At 64.5% G+C, this 22,038-nt stretch carries 21 protein-coding genes and 1 tRNA gene; 7 read left to right on the top strand and 15 right to left on the bottom strand.

The features are described from left to right. Window positions 1-225 precede the first annotated feature (225 nt). From FAS41_RS15470 to FAS41_RS15420, 11 genes are all read right to left on the bottom strand, one after another. Window positions 226-1,479, bottom strand: coding sequence for a methyltransferase (locus tag FAS41_RS15470; RefSeq protein ID WP_138523712.1), 1,254 nt, complete (start codon window positions 1,477-1,479; stop codon window positions 226-228). A gap of 32 nt (window positions 1,480-1,511) precedes the next feature. Beyond that, window positions 1,512-2,204: an ABC transporter permease gene (locus FAS41_RS15465; RefSeq protein WP_138523710.1), complete on the bottom strand. Its 693-nt coding sequence runs from the start codon at window positions 2,202-2,204 to the stop codon at window positions 1,512-1,514. Next, on the bottom strand, window positions 2,201-2,896 hold the full coding sequence (locus FAS41_RS15460; RefSeq protein WP_138523708.1) for an ABC transporter permease: 696 nt from the start codon (window positions 2,894-2,896) through the stop codon (window positions 2,201-2,203). The genes FAS41_RS15465 and FAS41_RS15460 overlap by 4 nt, the downstream gene beginning before the upstream one ends. A 56-nt stretch (window positions 2,897-2,952) precedes the next feature. Next, the gene (locus tag FAS41_RS15455) at window positions 2,953-3,705 is read right to left on the bottom strand and encodes an ABC transporter substrate-binding protein (RefSeq protein ID WP_138523706.1); all 753 of its coding nucleotides are present in this window, start codon (window positions 3,703-3,705) and stop codon (window positions 2,953-2,955) included. A gap of 14 nt (window positions 3,706-3,719) precedes the next feature. Then, window positions 3,720-4,493: an ABC transporter ATP-binding protein gene (locus tag FAS41_RS15450; RefSeq protein WP_045215765.1), complete on the bottom strand. Its 774-nt coding sequence runs from the start codon at window positions 4,491-4,493 to the stop codon at window positions 3,720-3,722. Window positions 4,494-4,777: 284 nt separating this feature from the next. Beyond that, complete coding sequence (locus tag FAS41_RS15445) at window positions 4,778-7,108, bottom strand: LTA synthase family protein (protein ID WP_138523704.1); 2,331 nt, start codon at window positions 7,106-7,108, stop codon at window positions 4,778-4,780. Window positions 7,109-7,339: 231 nt separating this feature from the next. Then, window positions 7,340-7,415 (bottom strand) — tRNA-Phe (locus tag FAS41_RS15440). A 78-nt stretch (window positions 7,416-7,493) separates the two neighbouring features. Further along, window positions 7,494-7,766, bottom strand: a complete 273-nt coding sequence (locus FAS41_RS15435) for an oxidative damage protection protein (protein ID WP_138523702.1) — start codon at window positions 7,764-7,766, stop codon at window positions 7,494-7,496. Next, window positions 7,763-8,830 (bottom strand): A/G-specific adenine glycosylase, encoded by a 1,068-nt coding sequence (mutY, locus tag FAS41_RS15430; RefSeq protein WP_138523700.1) that lies wholly within the window; start codon window positions 8,828-8,830, stop codon window positions 7,763-7,765. Before mutY ends, FAS41_RS15435 begins: the two co-directional genes overlap by 4 nt. Then, complete coding sequence (locus FAS41_RS15425; protein WP_138523698.1) at window positions 8,827-11,055, bottom strand: AsmA family protein; 2,229 nt, start codon at window positions 11,053-11,055, stop codon at window positions 8,827-8,829. Before FAS41_RS15425 ends, mutY begins: the two co-directional genes overlap by 4 nt. Before the next feature lie 131 nt (window positions 11,056-11,186). Beyond that, entirely contained in the window at window positions 11,187-11,585 is a 399-nt protein-coding gene (locus FAS41_RS15420) for an acetyl-CoA sensor PanZ family protein (RefSeq protein ID WP_138523696.1), read from the bottom strand. A 140-nt stretch (window positions 11,586-11,725) separates the two neighbouring features. On the opposite strand from FAS41_RS15420, the gene hisB reads away from it, so the two are divergent. The 7 genes from hisB (at window position 11,726) to FAS41_RS15385 (ending at window position 16,822) form a co-directional block, all read left to right on the top strand. Next, window positions 11,726-12,319, top strand: coding sequence for an imidazoleglycerol-phosphate dehydratase HisB (gene hisB / locus FAS41_RS15415; protein ID WP_015479330.1), 594 nt, complete (start codon window positions 11,726-11,728; stop codon window positions 12,317-12,319). Next, window positions 12,319-12,957, top strand: coding sequence for an imidazole glycerol phosphate synthase subunit HisH (hisH, locus tag FAS41_RS15410; RefSeq protein WP_081515338.1), 639 nt, complete (start codon window positions 12,319-12,321; stop codon window positions 12,955-12,957). The genes hisB and hisH overlap by 1 nt, the downstream gene beginning before the upstream one ends. A gap of 3 nt (window positions 12,958-12,960) precedes the next feature. Further along, the gene (locus FAS41_RS15405; RefSeq protein ID WP_138523694.1) at window positions 12,961-13,221 is read left to right on the top strand and encodes a DUF2164 domain-containing protein; all 261 of its coding nucleotides are present in this window, start codon (window positions 12,961-12,963) and stop codon (window positions 13,219-13,221) included. A 40-nt stretch (window positions 13,222-13,261) separates the two neighbouring features. After that, entirely contained in the window at window positions 13,262-13,999 is a 738-nt protein-coding gene (hisA, locus tag FAS41_RS15400) for a 1-(5-phosphoribosyl)-5-[(5-phosphoribosylamino)methylideneamino]imidazole-4-carboxamide isomerase (RefSeq protein WP_088420217.1), read from the top strand. A 112-nt stretch (window positions 14,000-14,111) separates the two neighbouring features. Continuing rightward, entirely contained in the window at window positions 14,112-14,882 is a 771-nt protein-coding gene (gene hisF, locus FAS41_RS15395) for an imidazole glycerol phosphate synthase subunit HisF (protein WP_138523692.1), read from the top strand. Between the two features lie 276 nt (window positions 14,883-15,158). Beyond that, complete coding sequence (locus FAS41_RS15390) at window positions 15,159-15,914, top strand: substrate-binding periplasmic protein (protein WP_425049000.1); 756 nt, start codon at window positions 15,159-15,161, stop codon at window positions 15,912-15,914. Between the two features lie 152 nt (window positions 15,915-16,066). Beyond that, complete coding sequence (locus tag FAS41_RS15385) at window positions 16,067-16,822, top strand: substrate-binding periplasmic protein (RefSeq protein ID WP_054910504.1); 756 nt, start codon at window positions 16,067-16,069, stop codon at window positions 16,820-16,822. Between the two features lie 116 nt (window positions 16,823-16,938). On the opposite strand, the gene FAS41_RS15380 is transcribed toward FAS41_RS15385, so the two are convergent. The 4 genes from FAS41_RS15380 to gpmI all read right to left on the bottom strand — a co-directional run bounded on the left by FAS41_RS15380 (window position 16,939) and on the right by gpmI (window position 22,026). Further along, on the bottom strand, window positions 16,939-17,721 hold the full coding sequence (locus FAS41_RS15380) for a divergent polysaccharide deacetylase family protein (RefSeq protein ID WP_138523688.1): 783 nt from the start codon (window positions 17,719-17,721) through the stop codon (window positions 16,939-16,941). 3 nt (window positions 17,722-17,724) lie between these two features. Continuing rightward, a complete protein-coding gene (locus FAS41_RS15375; RefSeq protein ID WP_138523686.1) occupies window positions 17,725-19,035 on the bottom strand; it encodes a S41 family peptidase in 1,311 nt (436 codons plus the stop codon). Window positions 19,036-19,062: 27 nt separating this feature from the next. Continuing rightward, window positions 19,063-20,352: a murein hydrolase activator EnvC family protein gene (locus tag FAS41_RS15370; RefSeq protein ID WP_138523684.1), complete on the bottom strand. Its 1,290-nt coding sequence runs from the start codon at window positions 20,350-20,352 to the stop codon at window positions 19,063-19,065. A gap of 138 nt (window positions 20,353-20,490) precedes the next feature. After that, a complete protein-coding gene (gpmI, locus tag FAS41_RS15365; RefSeq protein WP_138523682.1) occupies window positions 20,491-22,026 on the bottom strand; it encodes a 2,3-bisphosphoglycerate-independent phosphoglycerate mutase in 1,536 nt (511 codons plus the stop codon). Window positions 22,027-22,038 lie beyond the last annotated feature (12 nt).

Genomic DNA, 22,038 nt, shown 5'->3' with positions numbered 1-22,038 from the left:
CTCTTTATGCACAAGGGGGAAAGCTTTAGGGCAGAAATTGCATATGAGATGTGATAGCAATCACGAAGTTTCGTAACTTGCTGTTTTTTAAGTATTTAATTTATATGTACAAAAAATAACCAGATCGCAGCGAGGCGGTCTGGGCGGTCAGTCAGGGACGGTTCTTCCTGGGTTACGAACAGAGTTATCCACAGGGTCTGTGGGTGAAGCGCTGGAACGACCGTCTCAGGTGCGTTCAGCCAGCAACAGCAGGTTGCGAGGGGTCATCCGGGTGGCGCAGAAGGCGCCCAAGGTGGCGCGATAGCCCTGTTCCTCGAGGAATAACGCGCGGTCGAGCAACAGCCACAGCTCCATGGGGCGGCGGAACAGCCCGCGCACCAGTTCAAGGTTGCGAACCTGGGCCAGGCGCTGCCAGCCCCGTGCCTCCAGTTTCTGCCAGTCCGTCCCAGCAGGCAGGTCGAGCCCCCTGAGGGCGGCGAGGTCGCAGCAGTAGTCGGCGAATGGCTTGTCCAACCAGATTGGCGACACTGAAGGAGTGGTCAGGTAGTCGTGGCTGCGGCGGACTTCCCGTTGCAGCAGGTCGAATGCCAGTCGCCGCGCCATTGATTCGTCGCGCTGGCGGCGCACGCGGGCGCCAGCGGTCACGGTTTCGGCGAGCGGCAAGCGCAGGTCGTCCCGCGAGAGCAGTAGAGCGGAGCCTTGCGCGGCGGTCGAGAGCGGCTGGTAGTGCTCGCTATCGATGCGGTTGTAGCAGCAGGGTGCCACTGCCAGCTGACGGCAGCCCTGGGCGCTGGCGAGCTGCAGCAGGCGCACGTGCAGGTTGCCGCAGGCGTGCAGGGCGACAGCCGTGTGCTCGGCTTGCAGGTGCTGGTGGGCGTCGGGTGCTAGCACGTCCTGCTGGCGATGTCGGGCGTGAAGCTGAAGCCGGTCGCTCAGGCGTTGGCCATCTTCCACCAGGGATTTGTCGAACTCCAGGCTCAGCAGCGGCTTGCCGTCGCGAGCCAGCAGGCGGCCAAGATGGCCTTTGCCGGCGCACCAGTCGAGCCATTGTTGCGGTGCTTCGGCGAAATCCAGGCGGCTGGCGAAGGCTTCGATCTGTTGCCACTTTCGGCCGGGGACATCGACCGTCAGTTGGTTCGGCAGCTTGCCCAGTGGCGTTGCCGGGAGTTCGCCAACGGCGGACAGCTGCGCGGCGGTGGCGGCCAGTGCGGGGAAGGGGGCGGGAGCGTCGAGCTGTTCAGGCGTGTTATGCGCCGCATCGGCGTCCTCGAGGCTGCGACTGCGCAGCCAGGTGGCCAGTTCGGGGTGATCGCGCTCCCAGGGCAGTTCCAGTTCCGTGAAGGGCTTCGGCCGCCACAGCGCCTGATGATCCAGCAGGAACCCATCCAGAGCCTGGAAGCGCTGGAGCAGGTCGGAGCCGGTCAGGGGAGTATCGTTCGGGAGCACGGTGCGAAGGGGAGGAAGCCACGGGGCGCGCATTATAGCGGCCCCGTGGGCGAGCGGTGCGCCGGTCAGCGGCCCTGCATGGAGTCCACTTTCAGCCAGCGTTCCAGCAGGCGGAAGATGCGGGTCAGCAGCAGGGTGATGACCAGGTAGAACAGTCCGGCGAGGCAGAAGAACAGCATGGCCTCGTAGGTGCGCGCGATGATGGTGCGGGTCATGCCCATGATGTCGAACAGGGTCACGGTGTACACCACGGCGCTGGCCTTGAGCATGAGGATCACCTCGTTGCTGTAGGCCGGCATGGCGATGCGCGCGGCGCGCGGCAGGATGATGTGGAACAGTGCTTGGCGACGAGACATGCCCAGCGCGCGGGCGGCTTCCACTTCACCCACCGGGATGGCGTGGATGGCACCACGCAGGATCTCGGCGATGTAGGCCGCGGTGTGCAGCGTCATGGTCAGCAGGGCGCACCAGTAGGGATCGCGCAGATACGGCCAGAGCGGCCCCTTGCGAACGCTCTCGAACTGGGCGAAGCCGTAGTAGACGATGAACAGCTGCAGCAGCAGTGGTGTGCCGCGGAAGAAGAAGATGTAGGCGTAGGGTACGGCGCGCACATACCAGTGCCGCGAAGCGCGGGCAATGCCCAGCGGTACGGCGAGGCACAGGCCGGCGACCACGGCAATGGCCAGCAGCTCCAGGGTCAGGGTAGCGCCCTGGAGCATCTTTGGCATCCATTTGAGGATCAGCTCGAGATCGGTCATAGCTCATTCCTCACGAAGCCACGGCCGGCGCGACGCTCGAGGAAATGCAGGGCGGCCATGATGAAGACGGTCAGGCCCAGGTAGATGAAGGCCGCGGTCATGTAGAAGGTGAAAGGTTCCTTGGTCGCATTGGAAGCAACCTGGGCCTTGCGCATGATTTCGTCGAGGGTGATCAGCGAAACCAGCGCGGTGTCCTTCAGCAGAATCAGATAGAGGTTGCCCAGGCCCGGCAGCGCCACGCGCCATACCTGCGGCAGCACGATGCGCCAGAAGATGCGCGGGGCGGAGAGGCCCAGTGCCTGGCCAGCCTCGCGGTGGCCTTTGGGGATCGCCAGCAGTGCGCCACGGAAGACTTCGGTGGCGTAGGCGCCAAAGCACAGGCCCAGGGCACAGGTGCCCGCCGCGAATGGCGACAGGGCGAATTCGGGATAACCGAACAGGTCACCGATGGCGTTCAGGCCGGCCACGGTGCCGAAATAGATCATCAATACCCAGAGTGTCTCGGGTACGCCGCGCACTACGGTGGTGTAGAAACCGCCGAGCATGCGCAGGAAGCTGTTCTTCGAGGTCTTGGCGACGGCGCCGAGCAAGCCGAGGATCAGTCCCACGCAGACTGCGGCGAGCGAAAGCTTGAGTGTCATCCAGGTGCCGGCGATCAACTGATCGCCAAAGCCGTGCAGGTCGAAAATCATGGGGAGTCACGCCTGAAGGCGCGCGCCGCCCGGCAAGGGGCGGCGCGGCACGTGCATCAGTAGATGCTGAAGGGGAAGTACTTGTCGTTGATCTTCTTGTAGGTACCGTCGTCGACGATTTCCTTCAGAGCGGCGTTCAGCTTGTCACGCAGCGGGTCGCCCTTGCGCACGGCGATGCCGATCTTGTCGTTGTCGAACACCGGCTCGCCTTTGAACTCGAAGTCCTTGCCGGCATCGCTCTTCAGCCAGTCGTACTGCACGAACTTGTCGGCCAGCACGCCATCGAGGCGGCCCGAGGAGAGGTCGAGGTAGGCGTTTTCCTGGGTGTCGTACAGCTTGATGGTGACGGTGTCGGACATGTTGTCCTCCAGCCAGGTACCCGCGATGGTCGCGCGCTGGGCACCGATCACCTTGCCTTTCAGGTAGCCCTTGTCGGTCTTGAAGTCGGTCGACTTGGGCGCCACGAACTGCAGCTTGTTGGTGTAGTAGGGGTTGGTGAAGTCGACTGCCTGTTTGCGCTCGTCGGTGATCGACATGGAGGCGACGATGAAGTCGAACTTCTTGGCGTTCAGGGCCGGGATGATGCCGTCCCAGTCGGAGGTGACGACGTCGCACTCGGTCTTCATCTTGGCGCACAGCGCCTTGCCGATCTCGATATCGAAACCGACGACCTGGCCGCTGGCGTCGATGCCGTTGAAGGGCGGGTAGGCGCCTTCGGTACCGATGCGCAGTTTGTCTGCGGCGATGGCCTGGCTCCCCAGTGCGAAGGTGGCCGCGATAGCCAGAACGATCTTCTTATAGTTGTTCATGCAGTGATGCTCCGTTAGCGGTGGCTGGACATGAATTGTTTACAGCGTGCCGATTGCGGGTTGTCAAATACCTGCTGCGGCGGTCCCTGCTCTTCTACCAGGCCCTGGTGGAGGAACACCACCTCGCTGGATACCTGGCGGGCAAAGTTCATTTCATGGGTCACCAGCAGCATGGTGCGACCCTCGTCGGCGAGCGCGCGGATAACGTTAAGCACTTCCTGGACCATTTCCGGGTCCAGTGCCGACGTTGGCTCATCGAAGAGGATGACCTTGGGCTGCATCGCCAGGGTGCGGGCGATGGCGGCGCGTTGCTGCTGACCACCGGAAAGCTGCGCGGGGAAGCTGTGGCGCTTGTCGGAGATGCCGACCTTGGCCAGCAGGGCCTCGGCAATCTCGGTGGCTTCGGCCTTGGTCTTGCCCAGTACACGACGCGGTGCCTCGATGATGTTGTCGAGGATGCTCATGTGCGGCCAGAGGTTGAAGTTCTGGAAGACGAAGCCCAGTTCGCTGCGCAGACGGTTGATCTGCTTGTTGTCCGAGGCGACCAGCGAGCCGTCCTTGGTTTTCTTCAGCTTGAGTTCTTCACCGGCGACCAGAATCTGGCCCTGGTGCGGGTTCTCCAGCAGGTTGATGCAGCGCAGGAACGTGGATTTACCGGAACCGGAGGAGCCGAGAATGGAAATCACATCGCCGTCGCGGGCGGTCAGGGAAATGCCTTTGAGCACTTCCAGGTCACCGTAACGCTTGTGCAGGTTACGGATTTCCAGTGCGGGTATGGCCGTGGCCATAGGGGGCTCCTCTATTGTTATTCGGACGCTTTCGCAGCAGGTCACTGCAGAATCGGGGCCATCCTGGCGAGGGGCAACCTAACACGCACTCTGGAGTGCGCCAAGCGCCCATCTGCCGCGGTCGTCGGCTGTAGTGGCAAGTTGTCGCATTGCCGCTCGGCGTTGTCGCCTGGGCTGAACTAGCCGCGCTGGATCGGGGCGTCGGCTGATGGCGCGGGGGGCGGGATAGTGCCAGTTTAGGCCGGCCGTTAAAAGTCCGACGGCCCTGGGGCCGCCGGTTGGGGTTACTGCATCATCTGCCGCAGTTGCGGGCTCGGATCTTCGATGGCTTCGGCGGGGGTGATGTCGTCCTGGGATTCCGGCGGCTGACTGGCCATCAGGTTCGGGTGCCCGGACAGTCGCGGAATCGGCAGGAGCTTGGCGTCGGCGAGCCCCGTACCACCGGCTTCGGTGGCGTTGATCGTCGATTTGCGCGGCTGGGTCAGCACGTGGAAATCGGTGATCTCGATGACGCCCTTGCCCTCGGCGAGCAGGTGGAAGGAGAACGCCTTGCGCGCTTCCTCGTTGTCGAAGCCGAAGGTCACCTCCAGCGGCTGGTTGCGTTTCACCAGCGGGAATTCGGGCATCTCGATAGGCACTGGCTTCTCGAAGGAGCGCGTCTTGAGCGTCACTTTCGCGCCATTGGCGTCCATCTGGATGGCGCGGATCTTCAGGCGCACCGTGGTGTGGGTGTTGGCCGGAAACTCCAGATACTGTGCGCCGATCAGGTTGTCGGTGTACTCATTGTCGATCTGCGGCTTCAGCCGGATGCGCTCCTTGGTCGCGAACTGGTATTCGCGGGCCGACTGCGCCTTGGTCACCGACTGGTCGAGAATGTCCGCGCGGGCGGTCATCAGGCGAGCGTCGCGACCACTGAAGCGGCCTTCGAACTTGGCGGTGTCGGCAATGAAGCCGTCACTCTTGTAGCGCCGGCAGACCTGCTGGAAGTCGCATTCGGTGAAGTTGCCCTTGCCGTCGTGGTAGCGCTGCATGCCGTTGGTGAAGGACACCATCTCGCGGCCGGTGGTGTAGTCGCGGAACAGCGAGCGGCCGGCGATATCCTGCGGCGCCTTGATCGCGAAGTAGTCGAGCACCGAGGACTCCAGGTCGACGTGGCCGTAGACGCCGGCCTTCACCGGCGGCAGAGCGGCCTGTTCCGGTGCAAGAATCAGGTTCAGGCCCCAGGCCGAGGCAAGGCGTACGTTGTCGATACCGTGGGATTCGTCGGAGGTGACGATCACCAGGGTGTCCTTGAGCACGCCTTTTTCTTCCAGACCCTTGAGGAAGGCGTCGACGGCGTCGTCCAGGTAGGCGATGGCGGCCTGGCGCGGGGTCGGGTATTTGGCCAGGTATTCGGGAGTGGCCGAATACGGCTGGTGTGTGCCGACGGTGAGCAAGGTGAGCATCCACGGCTGCTTCTTCTGGCGCAGCTGGCCGACATAGTCCAGCGCACCTTCGAAGAAGGCCTTGTCATCCATGCCCCAGGCGAACTCCAGGTACGGTTTTTTCTTGAACCAGTCACGGCCCAGGGTCTTGTCGAAGCCCATGGCCGGCATGACCTTGTCCTTGGCCATGAAGCGCAGCCCGGCGCCCTGCAGGAAGTGGGTGCTGAAGCCGGCCTGGTGCATCTGCGCCGGCAGACATTCGGCGGCGCGGGTCGGGTTGCCCAGCAGTTCGACACCCTTGGGCGTGCCGTTGTCCAGCTTGCTGTAGTCGCCACAGAGCATGGCGTAGAGGCCGCGGATAGTCTGGTGGCTGTGCACCACGTAGTCCGGGGTGGTCATGGCGCGCTCGGCCCAGGTGCTCAGGCGCGGCATCATCGATTCTTCGTAGCTGCTGCTCAGGGCGGCGCGGTTGGTGGCGACGTAGGCGCCGGGGATACCTTCCATGGCGATGATCAGCACGTTCTTCGCCTGCCCTCGGCCGGCCAGCAGCGGAGTGCCGTTGAGGTCGTGCTGGGTCAGGCCCGTGACATCCGGGCGGGCTTCCGGCTGGTCGCGGTCGCGCCAGTCCTGATAGGCCATCTCGCCGCTGGTGACTGCGCGTGAAACAAGCTGGTGCGGCAGGTTGAACTGCTTCCACATCTCCGCATCGCTGGGCTGGAAGTATTGCACGCCGGCGTGGGCGGCCAGCAGCGCGGCCGGCACGGCATAGGCGTAGCGTGGCAGCGGCGTTTCGCGGCGGCGCCAGAGCAGTGCGCAGAGCAGGATGCCGGCGCCGATCAGGATCGCCAGGTGCAGGTGGTTGAGGCCACCGCCCTCGGTGGAGTTGGCGACGAAGGTCGGATCGGCGAGGAAATGCAGGTCTTCCGGCGCGGGCATGCGGCCCACGGCGCTGACCAGCTCGGCGGTGCCGATGACCGACAGTGCCCAGATCAGCATGACCGGAATGGCGATGAACAGGCGTCGGTTGTGCAACGCGACGACCAGCAGGGTGCCAAGTGCGAGGTCCGACAGGTAACCCAGCGGCGTGCCCCAGCCAAGACTGTAACGGCCGATCACCGGGACCAGAAGGAAGAGGGCAGACAGAGAAACCAGGTTACCCCGGGAATTCCACCAGCTTATGAGTTTGCGCACAGTGACTCCGCTACGAAACATCGAATCCCGGAGGGTATCCCACTGAAGTGTGGAAATCGCCCGGATGGTCATGATTCTGAAAGATCGACGTGCTATGTGCCAGTAGACACTGTACTTAGGCAAACATTCGATACGAATCGTGGGAGCGCGCTGGGGCGGGGGAGTGACTTGTGCGGAGGGAAATGAAAAAGCCCCTGAAATCTCGCGATTTCAGGGGCTTTTCGGAAGGCTTGGTGCCCAGGGACGGAATCGAACCGCCGACACGGGGATTTTCAATCCCCTGCTCTACCAACTGAGCTACCTGGGCAACGTGGCGCGCATTAAAAGGGTTTTCGGAAGGGGTGTCAAGCGTGCCGCGAAAAAATTTTTCAAATAATACCGAAACTTACGCGCTGGGCGGGACGTAGCCCTCGGCCTGCGCGTATTCCTCGCCGGAGAGGAACTTGTCCATCTCGGCAGTGAGGAACTTGCGATCCTCGGCATTCATCATGTTCAGGCGGCGCTCGTTGATCAGCATGGTCTGGTGCTTCTGCCATTCGTCCCAGGCTTTCTTCGAGACGTGCTCGTAGATGTCCTGGCCCTTGGCTCCGGGATAGGGTGCGCGATCGAGGCCGGGCAGCTCTTCTTTGAATTTGCGGCACATCACCAGTCGGGTCATGACATTTCTCCTGCGTTCAACACGTCGGCAGCTCGTTTGAGCAGCTTCTTCACCGGGGCGGCGAGGCCGAGCCGCGGCGGGGTGGCGAGGTTATACCAGAGCCAGTCGGCCTCGGCCACGGCGGGGGCTGCGTCCTCGACGCGCACCAGCCAGGGCTCGATGGCCAGCTGGAAATGGCTGAAGGTATGGGTCAGGCCGGGCAGCTCGCGGCGCTCGCCCAGGCGCAGGGCGTGCTGCTGCGCGAGTGGGGCGAGGGCAGCCAGGTCGTCCAGTTCGGGAAAGCTCCACAGTCCCCCCCAGAGACCGGTCGACGGGCGGCGGTAGAGCAGGATGTCGCCGTCGCGGTTGGCCAGGATCGGCATCAGCGTGCGCTTCTGCGGCAGCGCCTTGCGCGGCTTGGACACCGGGAAGTCGGTCTCGCGGCCGAGGAAGTGCGCACGGCAGCCCTCGCGCAGTGGGCAGAGCAGGCAACTTGGCTTGCTGCGGGTGCAGAGCGTGGCGCCCAAGTCCATCATCGCCTGGGTGTAGTGGTTGACCCGCTCGTGTGGGGTGAAGCGCTCGGCGGCCTCCCACAGCAGCTTCGCCACCTTGGGCTCGCCCGGATAGCCGTCGCAGGCGATGTAACGAGCGAGCACGCGTTTGACGTTGCCGTCGAGGATCGGCGCGCGCAGGCCCATGGAGATGCTGGCGATGGCGCCGGCGGTGGAGCGGCCGATGCCGGGCAATTCGGCGAGTTGCTCGACGTCACGGGGGAATTCTCCGCCGTGCTGCTCCATCACCGTCTTCGCCGTCTTGTGCAGGTTGCGGGCTCGGGTGTAGTAGCCCAGGCCCGTCCACAGGTGCAGCACTTCGTCTTCCGGCGCGTTGGCGAGATCAGCCACCGTCGGCAGCGCGGTCATGAAGCGGTCGTAGTAGCCCATCACGGTGCTGACCTGGGTCTGCTGCAGCATGATTTCAGAAACCCACACCCGGTAGGGCGTGATGTTCTGCTGCCAGGGCAGGTCATGGCGGCCGTGGCTGTCGAACCAGTCGAGCACGGCCGAGTTGAAGCTTTGCGGGGTCACTTCTTGAACAGCCCTTTGAGTGCGTCTTTGAGTTCGGGACTGACCTTGTCGCCGAGCTTCTCTTCGAGTTTCTGGTTCAGCCGGTCCCCGGCCAAACGTGCGGCGATCTTGCCGATGCCGTCCTTGTCCAGGCGACAGGCCTTGGCACCCAGTTCCAGCGGGCCGCGGCAGCGCAGTGGCCATTCGATGCCGACGTAGCGCTTGTTCACTTCGCAGGCGGGGTCGGGCATGTCGCTCTTGTCGCCTTCGATGGTGACGCCAACACGGTAGTCCATGCCCAGCACGCGCAGGTCCAGGTCGCCATCGGCCTTGACGGTCAGGCCGGGGATGCTGGCCTTGAGGTCCGGGTTGCTGGCCACGCCATTCTTGAACACCAGGTTGCCCTGAAGCTCGCGGAACGGCGTGTCCTTGCCGCCATGCTCGGCGGTCAGCGACTTGCGGTTGAGCGTGGCGATGCCCTGGCAGAGCTGCTGTTCGAGGTTGGCGTTGAGCAGTACGCCCTGGGTCATGACGAAGCGCGCGGTGCCATTGAGGTTGTCGATCCAGGCCTTCTGGCTATTGCCCTGGGTGGTGATGTCGGCATCCAGGTCCAGCAGGCCCTTCACCGGCGGCTTCTGGCCCTGGGATTCGAGCAGGCGCTCCACCGGTACATCGGCGATGTGCTTTTTCGCCTGCAGGGTCGGTACGTCCTGGCGCACGTCGAGCGTGGCGCTGGCGTTGAACTTGCCGTCGTAGAGCTCGCCGCGCAGGTCGTCGAGGTTGATCAGGCCGCCTTGGCCGCGGAGCTTGAGCACGGCGTTCTCGATGGGCAGCTTGTCCAGGGTCAGTTGGCCGAGGTTCAGGCTGGCGTCCAGGTCCAGTGCCCGCAAGCGGGCAACCGGCAGTAGCGGGGCGTCGCTCCAGGCCTGCTGGGTTGGCTGGCTGGGCAGCGGGGTGTCACCCTTGATGGCGCTTTGTTCGGTGCTGGCGACTTCTGCCTTGCGCGCGCTGTTGGTGGCCTCCTGGGCCTTCTTGACCTTGGCGGGCAGGTAGCGGTCGAGGTTGAGCTTGTCACCGTTGAGCTGGGCGCGAATGGCCTGTTTGCCGAAGTCGGCGATGCCGAGGTTGCCGTTGAAGGTGCTGTCGTCCAGTTTCAGCTTGATGTCGTTCAGGGTCAGGCTATTGCGGCTACCGCTCAGGCGGGTAGCCAGCTCCACTCTGGTCAGGGTGGTGGAGTCGGCCATTTCCGGCAGGGGCTGGCCGATGCTTTCGAGAAATTCGCGCAGGTTGAACGGCGCCAGGGACAGGCCGCCGTCGAGCTTGGGCTCCTTATCCAGTTCGCGGGCCTTGATCTCGCCAAGGGCGCGCAGCTGGTTGACGGTGACCTTCAGGCCGTTCCACTCGGCGACCTGGGCGGCCTGATCGAGCACCAGCTGGCCCTGGGCGCTGTAGTTGGCAGTCTTGCCCTGGAACGGGTCGCCAGAGACTTCGCCGGAAAGCTTGGCGTCTTCGAGCTGGTAGCGCTTGAGGGCGCGATCAAAGCGCAGGCTACCGGTCAGCTCGGTGCGGGCGCGGATCACCGGCTGGTTGGTGCCCAGGTAGGCGCTGAGCTTGATCGGGATATTGCTGCCTTCTCGGATGGCGCCGGTGGTCAGTTCGATGCCTTCGACGCTGTAGTTCTTGCCGCTCTGCGCGTCGGCGTAATCGATGCGGGCGTTCTTCACGCTCAGGCTGTCGATGTCCAGCTTCATCGCCTGGTGGCCTTCGCCGGCAGTGGGCTTGGCCGGCTCTCTCGGTGCGGGCGTCGGTTGTGTGGCGGGTGTGGTGCCGGTGGCCGGCTGGGCGGGCTTGCCGATGCTTTCCCAGTTGCCGACGCCATTCTTGTCCTTGTTCAGGGAGAGGGTCAGGCCTTCGACGCGGATGTCGCTCATCTGCACTTCCTTGCGCAGCAGCGGCAGTACGCGCACCGACATGGCCAGCAGCTGCGCGTCAGCGAACGGCTTGTCCGGCGTCTGCAGGCTTGCCACGCTGGTGTCATGCAGCTCCAGGCCCAGCCAGGGGAACAGGCTCCAGCCGATGTCACCCTTGAGGTTCAGCTCGAGGTTGGCCTTGTCCCGGGCAAGCTGGCGGATCTCGTCCTTGTAGTCGTTCGGATCGAAGAAATGGGTCAGCACGAAGCCGGCGGCGACGATGAGCAGCAGCAGGACCAGGGCAACGATGCCGATGATTTTGCCGAACGCTTTCATGTACGGGTCCTTGTTCAGGCGGCGGGTGGAATGGCGAGAAAGTATACCAATGACGCGACGGCGCCCCAGCCCGGAAGGCAAGGTGCGGGTATTGCGGAGTTTGAACGGGGACTTTGCGCTCGGTTCCCGATTCAGTCCGGTTGCAGCGTCAGCCCGAGGTGATGCGCGAAATCAGCGGCTTGTGGTTGATCCGCAGCCGCGATCAGTCGCAGCGCGGCGCCCTGCAAGATGGCCAGGCGTTGTGCCTCTTCCAGCAGTCGCCGGGCCACACCGCGGTTGCGGGTGAGCTGACGCACGCACAGGCGGGACAGCCGCCAGGTGTCGTCATCGCGCTCGATCCAGGCTGCACCCAGCAGGCGGTCGTTGAAGCGTCCGGTGAGCAGCCGGCCCTCGGCAAGCCCGCGGGTGACCAGCGCCTCGGCATCGGCAAAGGGTGCCAGCAGCCATTGTGGCGCGTCGGCGTAGATCTTCAGCAGGTCCTGACGGTCCTGTTCGCTGGGCTGGGTCAGGTGCTGGACGACGACGGGCATGGGCAATCCTCGAAAGGCGAGCCGCGCAGTGTAGGACCATCGGCCAGCGCCGACCACCGCCCATAGCCGCGCAGCGCCCGGCGCGCCTATAATGCCGGCCCTTCTTATAATTACGTGCAGTGTTAGCTGTGGAGCTGGTGATGGCCGAACGCAAGGCATCCGTCGCGCGCGACACCCTGGAAACCCAGATCAAGGTTTCCATCGACCTGGATGGAACGGGCAAGGCCCGCTTCGATACCGGGGTTCCCTTCCTCGAGCACATGATGGACCAGATCGCCCGCCACGGCCTGATCGACCTGGACATCGAGTGCAAGGGCGACCTGCATATCGACGACCACCATACCGTCGAAGACATCGGCATCACCCTCGGCCAGGCCTTCGCCAAGGCCATCGGCGACAAGAAAGGCATCCGCCGCTACGGCCATGCCTACGTGCCGCTGGACGAGGCTTTGTCGCGCGTGGTCATCGACTTCTCCGGCCGTCCCGGCCTGCAGATGCACGTGCCGTTCACCCGTGCCAGCGTCGGCGGCTTCGATGTGGACCTGTTCATGGAGTTCTTCCAGGGCTTCGTCAACCACGCCAACGTCACCCTGCACATCGATAACCTGCGTGGGCATAACACTCACCACCAGATCGAGACCGTGTTCAAGGCCTTCGGCCGCGCGCTGCGCATGGCCATCGAGCTGGACGAGCGCATGGCCGGCCAGATGCCGTCCACCAAAGGGTGCCTGTAATGCAGACGGTAGCCGTCATCGACTACGGCATGGGTAACCTGCACTCGGTGTCCAAGGCGCTGGAGCGCGTGGGCGCCGGGCGCGTGCTGGTGACCAGCGACGCCAACGTGATCCGCGAGGCGGACCGCGTGGTGTTCCCCGGCGTTGGCGCGATCCGCGACTGCATGGCCGAGATCAAGCGCCTGGGCTTCGACAGCCTGGTGCGCGAGGTCAGCCAGGACCGCCCGTTCCTCGGCATCTGCGTCGGCATGCAGGCGCTGCTGGAGCGCAGCGAAGAGAACGACGGCGTCGACTGCATCGGCCTGTTCCCCGGCCAGGTGCGCTTCTTCGGCAAGGACCTGCACGAGGACGGCGAGCATCTGAAGGTGCCCCACATGGGCTGGAACGAAGTGGCGCAGAGTGTGGATCACCCGCTGTGGCACGACATCCCGGACCGTGCGCGCTTCTACTTCGTGCACAGCTACTACATCCAGGCCGGCAATCCGCGCCAGGTGGTCGGTCGCGGCCATTACGGCGTCGACTTTGCCGCCGCGCTGGCCGATGGCTCTCGCTTCGCCGTGCAGTTCCACCCGGAGAAGAGCCATACCCATGGCCTGCAGCTGCTGCAGAACTTCGCCGCCTGGGACGGGCGCTGGTAAGCCATGGCCCGGCAGAAGGACAAGCCCGCGATCCTCGACCTCGATGGCGTCCAACGCCAGAGCGCGGCGCGGGCGATCCAGCGTTTCCTCGAAGACCGCTTCGAGCTGGACGTCGGTTCCTTCGAGGCCGAAGAGGCGCTGGACTTCTTCCTGCGCGAGTTCGGCCCGCTGTTCTACAACAAGGCGATCTTCGACGTGCAATCTCACCTGAAAGACCGGTTCGAGAGCATCGAAAGCGACTTGTGGGCGCTCGAGAAGAGCTGACCCTACCCCATTCAACTTTGGATTCGAGCAGGTTCAACCCATGCTGATCATCCCCGCAATCGATCTGAAAGACGGCGCCTGCGTGCGCCTGCGCCAGGGCCTGATGGAAGACGCCACGGTGTTCTCCGACGACCCGGTATCCATGGCCGCCAAGTGGGTGGAGGGCGGTTGCCGCCGTCTGCACCTGGTGGACCTGAACGGTGCCTTCGAAGGCAAGCCGGTCAATGGTGAAGTGGTCACCGCCATCGCCAAGCGCTACCCGAACCTGCCGATCCAGATCGGCGGCGGCATTCGCTCGCTGGAAACCATCGAGCACTACGTCCGCGCCGGCGTCAGCTACGTGATCATCGGCACCAAGGCGGTCAAGCAGCCGGAATTTGTCGGCGAAGCCTGCCGCGCTTTCCCGGGCAAGGTCATCGTCGGCCTGGATGCCAAAGACGGCTTCGTCGCCACTGACGGCTGGGCCGAAGTGAGCGAAGTGCAGGTGATTGACCTGGCCAAGCGCTTCGAAGCCGATGGCGTCTCCGCCATCGTCTACACCGACATCTCCAAGGACGGCATGATGCAGGGCTGCAACGTCGAAGCCACCGCTGCCCTGGCCAATGCCACGCGCATTCCAGTGATCGCTTCGGGCGGCATCCACAACCTGGGTGATATCCAGAAGCTGCTGGACGCCCGCACCCCGGGCATCGTCGGCGCCATCACCGGCCGCGCGATCTATGAAGGCACGCTGGACGTTGCCGAAGCACAGGCGCTGTGCGACAGCTTCAAGGGCTGATCTGAACGCAGGCTGGGTGGGCCGCGAGGCGGCGTAACCCGGCGATGAGGACCTGGGGTGGTTTGGCAGCATGGGTATCGCTGCGCTCCACCCATCCTACGAGAGCATTGCTATGGCACTGGCTAAACGCATCATTCCCTGCCTCGACGTGGACAACGGCCGCGTGGTGAAGGGCGTCAAGTTCGAGAACATCCGCGACGCCGGTGACCCGGTAGAAATTGCCCGTCGCTACGACGAGCAGGGCGCGGATGAGATCACCTTCCTCGACATCACCGCCAGCGTCGATGGCCGGGACACCACCCTGCATACCGTCGAGCGCATGGCGAGCCAGGTGTTCATCCCGCTGACCGTGGGCGGCGGCGTCAGGACGGTGCAGGACATTCGCAACCTGCTCAATGCCGGTGCGGACAAGGTCTCGATCAACACCGCCGCGGTGTTCACCCCGGAGTTCGTCGGTGAGGCCGCCGCACGCTTCGGTTCGCAGTGCATCGTGGTCGCCATCGACGCCAAGAAAGTGTCGGGCCCCGGCGAAGCCCCGCGCTGGGAAATCTTCACCCACGGCGGCCGCAAGCCCACCGGGCTCGATGCGGTCGAATGGGCGAAGAAGATGGAAGGCCTGGGTGCCGGTGAAATCCTCCTGACCAGCATGGACCAGGACGGCGTGAAGAGCGGCTACGACCTGGGCGTGACCCGCGCCATCAGCGAGGCGGTGGGCGTTCCGGTGATCGCTTCCGGCGGCGTTGGCAACCTGGAGCACCTGGCCGCCGGCATCATCGAAGGCAAGGCCGACGCGGTCCTCGCGGCGAGCATCTTCCACTTCGGCGAGTACAGCGTGCCGGAGGCCAAAGCCTACCTGGCCAGCCGCGGCATCATCGTGCGCTGACCCCTTCCGGGCCGGGGTTCTCCCGGCCCGATGGCTCTATCCTGGGCCGTCCTTCTCCCGCGTCCGGTCGCCGCATCTCCTTCCTTCGCACGAAGCTTGCTAGCCAAAGGCTCAAGTCAAGGTGCTGGCGCTTCTGAGTCAAGGTACTGGCGTTCCAAAGTGAATGTGCTGGCGTACCTGTGTCCCATTGCCATATTCATAGGGTTTATTGGCGTCAATTCTCCGAGTAAGCTCTGCGCCTTCTTAGAAATGTCATACGCAGGAAATATCTCGATGCTGAAGCGCATTCTGCTCGCATGGCTAGGCTGCGGCCTGCTTCTGGCCAGCGCGGCAAGGGCTGAAACGGATTCTTCGGACTACAGCGTGGTGCTGCTCACCGAGAACTTCCCTCCCTACAACATGGCCATCAACGGCAAGAACTTCGCCCAGGAAGACAGCATCGACGGCATCGCCGTGGATATCGTCAAGGAAATGTTCAAGCGTGCCGGCGTGCAGTACAGCCTGACCCTGCGCTTCCCCTGGGACCGTATCTACAAGCTGGCGCTGGAGAAGCCCGGCTACGGCGTATTCGTCACCGCCCGCCTGCCCGAGCGCGAGAGCCAGTTCAAGTGGGTCGGCCCGATCGGCCCGGACGACTGGGTCCTGCTGGCCAAGGCCGACAGCAAGATCACCCTGAACAACCTGGACGAAGCCAAGCAGTACCGCGTTGGCGCCTACAAGGGCGACGCCATGGCCCAGTACCTGACCGAGCACGGCTTCGAGCCGGTGCTGGCGCTCCGTGACCAGGAAAACGCCGCCAAGCTGCGCGACGGCCAGATCGATCTGTGGGCCAGCGGCGACCCGGCGGGCCGCTACCTGGCCAAGCAGGTGGGCGTCACCGGCCTGAAGACCGTGCTGCGCTTCAACAGCGACCAGCTGTTCCTCGCGCTGAACCGCGAAACCCCAGACGCCGTGGTGCAGAAGCTGCAAGGGGCGCTGGACAAGATGCGCGCCGAAGGCTTCGTCGACGACGTGCTCAACAGTTACCTGTAACACCCGAAGGCCGGCCACTCGCCGGCCTTCGTGTTTGGCGCCGACATCCCTCGGCGCCGGTTTTGCCACGGAAGGCAGACGAGCGAAGTATTCCGTCCCCTCTGCAGGGATGCCGCAAGCCCAATAACGATAACCAAGCGAGCGGTATGACCATGCTGAAAGTCCTGATCAAGACCCTGACCCTGGGTCTGCTGTTGGGGGCCGCCACGGCCCGCGCCGAGTTGCCCGCCGATTACAAGATGGTGCTGCTCACCGAGAACTTCCCGCCGTTCAACATGGCGGTGGACGACAAGAACTTCGCTCGCGATGACGGTATCGACGGCATCAGCGCCGATATCGTCCGCGAGATGTTCAAGCGCGCCGGCATCCAGTACAGCCTGAGCCTGCGTTTCCCCTGGGATCGGCTGTACAAGCTGGCCCTCGACAAGCCCGACTATGGGCTGTTCTCCACCACCTACACGCCCGAGCGCGTGCCCCTGTTCAAGTGGGTCGGGCCGATCGCCAAGACCCATTGGGTCCTGCTGGCGCCGCCGGGTAGTTCGATCAAGGTGAAGGACCTCAAGGACGCCGCCAAATACAAGCTCGGTGCCTACAAGAACGACGCCGTCAGCCAGAACCTGGAAAGCCAGGGCATCCCGGTGCTCAACGCGCTGCGCGACCAGGAAAACGTGAAGAAGCTGACTACCGGCGAGATCGACCTGTGGGCCACCACCGACCCGGTGGGCCGCTACCTGGCCAAGCAGGAGGGCGTGTCCGGCCTGCAGACCGTCCTGCGCTTCAACGAGGCCCAGCTGTACCTGGCGATCAACAAGGACACCCCGGACGAGGTGGTGGCGAAGCTGCAGAAGGCGCTGGACGAGATGCGCGCCGATGGCTTCATCGAGCAGGCGACCAATAACTACCTGTAAGGTCGGCTTTTCGTTGTAGGGGCGAGCTTGCTCGCGAACCCGGCCTCCGGGGATTCCGGTGCCGGGTGCTGTTCGCGAGCAAGCTCGCTCCTACAGAAAGCCGATCCTGCCTACCTCTATCGGTAAATCCCGTCGCGCCCATGCCCCGCCATGGCGCGGTTGCCGCGCTCGGCGATCATCAGCGAGGGTTTCACCAGCTCGAAGCCCTGAGCCTTCAGGGTTGGTAGCACGCGCTTGAGCACGGCCAGGGTCGCCGGCTTCGGGTGGCCGATCATCACCACCGTACCCTGCTTGCGCGCCAGGTCCAGGCCACGCTGCATCTGCTCCAGCACCGCCGCTTCGCTCGGGTCGTCATCGAGGAACACGTCCCGTGACAGGCTGGCGAGGCCGATCTTCTGCGCCTCGGCGGCGGCCACGGTGGCGGCGCTGGTGCGGCTGTCGAGGAGGAACAGGTGGCGGCGCTGCAATTCCGCCGCCAGCCAGGCCATGGCCGGGCGGTCGGCCGTCATGCGGCTGCCTTCGTGGTTGTTCAGGCCTTGCACGTAGGGCACTTTCGCCAGCGCGGCGTCGAGGCGGCGCGCGCGTTCTTCCTGGCTCAGCTCCGGACGCCAGGCGTAGTCACCGCCGGCCGGGTCCATCGGCATGTGCAGCATGATGGTGCGCCCGCGCTGATGCGCCTCGCGCGCCAGTTCGGCGGCGTGGGGCGTGTCGGGGATGATCGCCAGGGCGATGGCGGGGGAGATGTCGAGCACCTGGCGGTCGCGTGCCAGATTCTGCCCAAGGTCGTCGATGACGATGCTGACCAGCGGCTTGCCGCTGGCCGGCCGGGGCGCAGCGGCCGCCGGCAGGCACAGCAGCGCGCCCAGGCACAGGCCGAACAGCAGCCAGGCCGAGCGCATCGCTTAGTTGTTGCCGCGGCTGACGCTGAGTCCTTTCAGCAGGCTGAGGGCTTGGCTGAGCTGGTAGTCGCCATCCTGCGGGCGATCCACCGGCGGCTTGCCGGAAGTGGTCGGGCGATCCTGGCCACCGTTGCCGTTGGCCAGGTGGCCCTGCAGGTCGGCTTCCTTGAAGCCGTCGAACTCGCTTTTCTCGCGAGTTACCTTGGCGCGCTCCACCTCGATGTCCGGGGTGATGCCCTGGGCCTGGATGGAGCGGCCGTTGGGGGTGTAGTACAGCGCGGTGGTGAGCTTCAGGGCGCGGTCGTTGTTCAGCGGCAGCACGGTCTGCACCGAGCCCTTGCCAAAGCTGTCGGTGCCCATGAGGATCCCGCGTTTCTGGTCCTGCAGGGCGCCAGCGACGATCTCCGCCGCCGAGGCGCTGCCGCCGTTGATCAGCACCACCAGCGGGACGCCGTCGCTCGGGTCGGCCGGATCGGCGGAGAAGCGCAGCTCGGAGTTGGGAATGCGGCCCTTGGTGTAGACGATCAGACCCTTGGTGAGGAAGGCGTCGGCCACTTCCACTGCCGATTGCAGTACACCGCCGGGGTTGTTGCGCAGGTCCAGGATCACGCCCTTGAGCTTGCCCTTGTTGTCGTTGCGCAGCTTGGACAGCGCCTTGACGGTCTCCTCGCCGGTGTTGACCTGGAACTGGGTGATGCGCAGGTAGCCGTAGCCCGGTTCGAGCATCTGGCTCTTCACGCTCTTGACCTTGATGATCGCGCGCTTGAGGGTGACGTCGAACGGCTTGCTGCCGCCGCGGACGATAGTCAGGGTGATCGGCGAGCCGGCCTTGCCGCGCATGCTGTCCACGGCTTCGTTCATCGACTGGCCCTTGGTCGGCTTGCCGTCGATCTTGACGATCAGGTCGCCGGGCTGGATGCCGGCGTTGGCTGCGGGGGTATCGTCGATCGGCGAGATCACCTTGACGAAGCCATCCTCGCTGCCGACCTCGATACCCAGGCCGCCGAATTCGCCGCTGGTGCTTTCCTGCAGCTCGGCGAACTCTTCCGGACCGAGGTAGGCGGAGTGCGGGTCGAGGTTGCTGAGCATGCCCTTGATGGCATTCTCCAGCAGCGTCTTGTCGTCCACCGGTTCGACATAAGCCGCCTTCACCCGGTCCAGGACCTCGGCAAAGGTGCGCAGCTCGTCGAGCGGCAGCGGAGCCTCCTTGCCGTTGGCCGCGGGGGATGCAGCCGGCGCGTCGGCGGCCTGGACCGCACCGACACCGAGCAGCAAGGCCAGGGCCAGGGTAGTGAGACGGAAAGCATGCGACATGTTTGGCTCCTAATGCGTGTTCGACGCTTATCCCTGCGTGCGACACCAGGTCGAAGGGTCCGCCGGGCGGCCCTGATGGCGAATGGCAAAATACACCGCCGGGGTACTCTGACCCCCGCTGGCTCCCACGGTTGCAATGGGATCGCCCGCTTTGACGGTATCGCCGGCGTCCTTCAGAAGACTTTGATTATGCCCATAAAGGCTGAGGTAGCCACCACCGTGGTCGAGAATGACCAGCAGGCCTGAGCCGCGCAGCCAGTCGGCGAACACCACGCGGCCGCCATGCACGGCACGCACGGTGCTGCCGGCGGAGGCACCGATCAGCACGCCATCCCAGGTGGCACGGGGGTCGTCGCCGCGCGGGCTGCCGTAGCGCGCCAGGACGCGGCCATCCACCGGCCAGGGCAGCTTGCCCTTGGTGGCGGCAAACGCGCCGCCGAATCCAGCGCCGCTGGAAACCAGCGGACCGCTGTAGTCGGGGCGCTTGGAGGGTGTCTGGGGTTTCTCGCCGCGGGCGGCCAGTTCCTGCTCGCGCTTGACCCGCTCGCGCTCGGCGGCCAGGGCACGCTGGCGCGCTTCCTCGGCTTCGCGGGCCTGGCGGGCGAGGGTTTCCTCGATGGTCTTGAGGACCTTGTTCAGGTCGTCCTGGCTCTGCTCGCGGTCCTTGAGCTTGCTGCTGCCGTCCTTCAGGTCGCTGTTGAGCTTGGCCAGGGTTTCCTGGCGCGCCTTGCGGGCGTCGGCCAGCTCCTGGCGTCGGGCCTCGAGGGCCGTCTGCTGGGCGACCTGCTCGTCCTTCTGCGAGGTGATTTCCTGCTCGACGTTGCTCAGCTGGCGCAGGGTCTCGTTGAAGGCCGAGAGCTGCTCCAGGCGCGCCTTGTTGATGTAGTCGTAGTAGGTCAGGGTGCGGCTGAACTTCTCGGGATGTTCCTGGTTCAGCAGCAGCTTGAGGTATTCCTGGCGACCGCTCTGGTAGGCGGCGCGGGCCTGGATGGCGATCAGGCGCTGCTGCTCAAGGCGTGCGCCCTGGAGTTTTTTTTTCTCTGAATCAAGGCGCTGCAGCTCTTCCTCGTTCTTCTTCATCTCGTCCTGGATCTGCTTGATCTGCTTTTCCAGGTCGCCCATCTGGGTCTCGGTGGACTTGAGCTGCTTCTGCACCCCGGACTTCTCGTCCTGGATGTTCTTCAGGTTCTTTTTCAGCTCATTGATGTCTTTCTGCGTCTGCTCCAGCTGACGTTGGGCGTCGGCGCGTTCGTCGGCAACGACCGCGAGCGGGCTCAGGAGGCAGATCAGCAGCAGCGGGAGGAGGGCACGAGGCATTGGGTGGCGGGCACCTGGATTCTGGACCGGGCTAGTATGCCCGTGGCGGGCGCTAAAAAAAACGCCCCAGGCCGCATGGCGTGGGGCGTTTGCTCTGACCGGCGGGAGATGGCTCACGTTCCCGCCAGATGATCGGCCTTAAAGCAGGCTGATGATCGACTTGCCGGTCATCTCTTTAGGCTGTTCCAGACCCATCAGATTCAGCAGGGTCGGGGCCACGTCGGCGAGTACGCCGCCCTCGCGGATGCTGACCTTGCGCTTGCCGACATAGACGAAAGGCACCGGCTCGCAGGTGTGCGCGGTGTGCGCCTGGCCGGTCATGGCGTCTTCCATCTGCTCGACGTTGCCGTGGTCGGCGGTGATCAGGGCTTCGCCGCCGACCTTGTCCAGCGCTTCGACGATCCGACCGACGCAGGTATCCAGGCACTCGACGGCTTTCACCGCGGCCTCGAACACACCGGTGTGGCCGACCATGTCGCCGTTGGCGTAGTTGACGATGATCACGTCGAAACGCTGGTGCTCGATGGCGTCGACGATCCGGTCGGTCACTTCCGGCGCGCTCATTTCCGGTTGCAGGTCATAGGTGGCGACCTTGGGCGACGGAATGAGGATGCGTTCTTCGCCTTCGAAGGGCTCTTCGCGGCCGCCGGAGAAGAAGAAAGTCACGTGGGCGTACTTCTCGGTCTCGGCGATGCGCAGCTGGGTCTTGCCGTTCTTGGCCAGGTACTCGCCCAGGACGTTGTCCAGGGACTCGGGCTTGAACGCGCTGGGCGCCGGGATGCTGGCCGCGTACTGGGTGAGCATCACGTACTCGGCCAGGTGCAGCTCGCGCTGGCGCGGGAACTCCTTGAAGCCCGGCTCGACGAAGGCGCGCGACAGTTCGCGGGCGCGGTCGGCACGGAAGTTCATGAAGACCACGGCATCGCCGTCTTCCACTCGCACCTGGTCGCCAATGCGGGTGGCCTTGACGAATTCGTCGCTCTCGCCGCGCTCATAGGCCGCGTTCAGCGCCCCCACGGCAGTGCCGGCGGTGAATTCGGCGGTGCCGTCGGTGATCAGGTTGTAGGCGGCTTCGACGCGGTCCCAGCGGTTGTCGCGGTCCATGGCGAAGTAGCGGCCGATGATGCTGGCGGTGCGGCCCTTGCCGATGCGGGCGAAGGCGTCGTCGAGCAGCTTCAGCGAGGGCTCGGCGCTCCTGGGTGGCGTGTCGCGGCCGTCGAGGAAGGCGTGCAGGTAGATTTTCTCGGCGCCCCGCTGCGCGGCCAGTTCGGCCATGGCGATCAGGTGGTCCTGGTGGCTGTGCACGCCACCATCGGAGAGCAGGCCGAGGATATGCACGGCCTTGCCGGCACCGGCGGCCTTGTCGACGGCACCGGTCAGCACCGGGTTCTGGAAGAACTCACCGTCGCGGATCGCCTTGGTGACGCGGGTGAAGTCCTGGTAGACGACGCGGCCGGCGCCCAGGTTCATATGGCCAACCTCGGAGTTGCCCATCTGGCCATCGGGCAGGCCGACGTCCATGCCCGAGCCGGAGATCAGGCCGTTCGGCTGGCTGGCCAGCAGGCGGTCCCAGTTGGGCTTCTTCGCGGCGTAGATGGCGTTGTATTCCGGGCTCTCGCTATGGCCGAAGCCGTCCAGAATGATCAGGACCAGCGGTTTGGGCGTTGCAGTCATAGTTACGGCTCT

Origin of the sequence: Pseudomonas nicosulfuronedens, from assembly GCF_005877905.1 — a bacterium.
Taxonomy (GTDB): Bacteria; Pseudomonadota; Gammaproteobacteria; order Pseudomonadales; family Pseudomonadaceae; genus Pseudomonas; species Pseudomonas nicosulfuronedens.
Note: the sequence above shows the minus strand (reverse complement) of the source record. Positions and strands in the feature narration are given on the sequence as shown.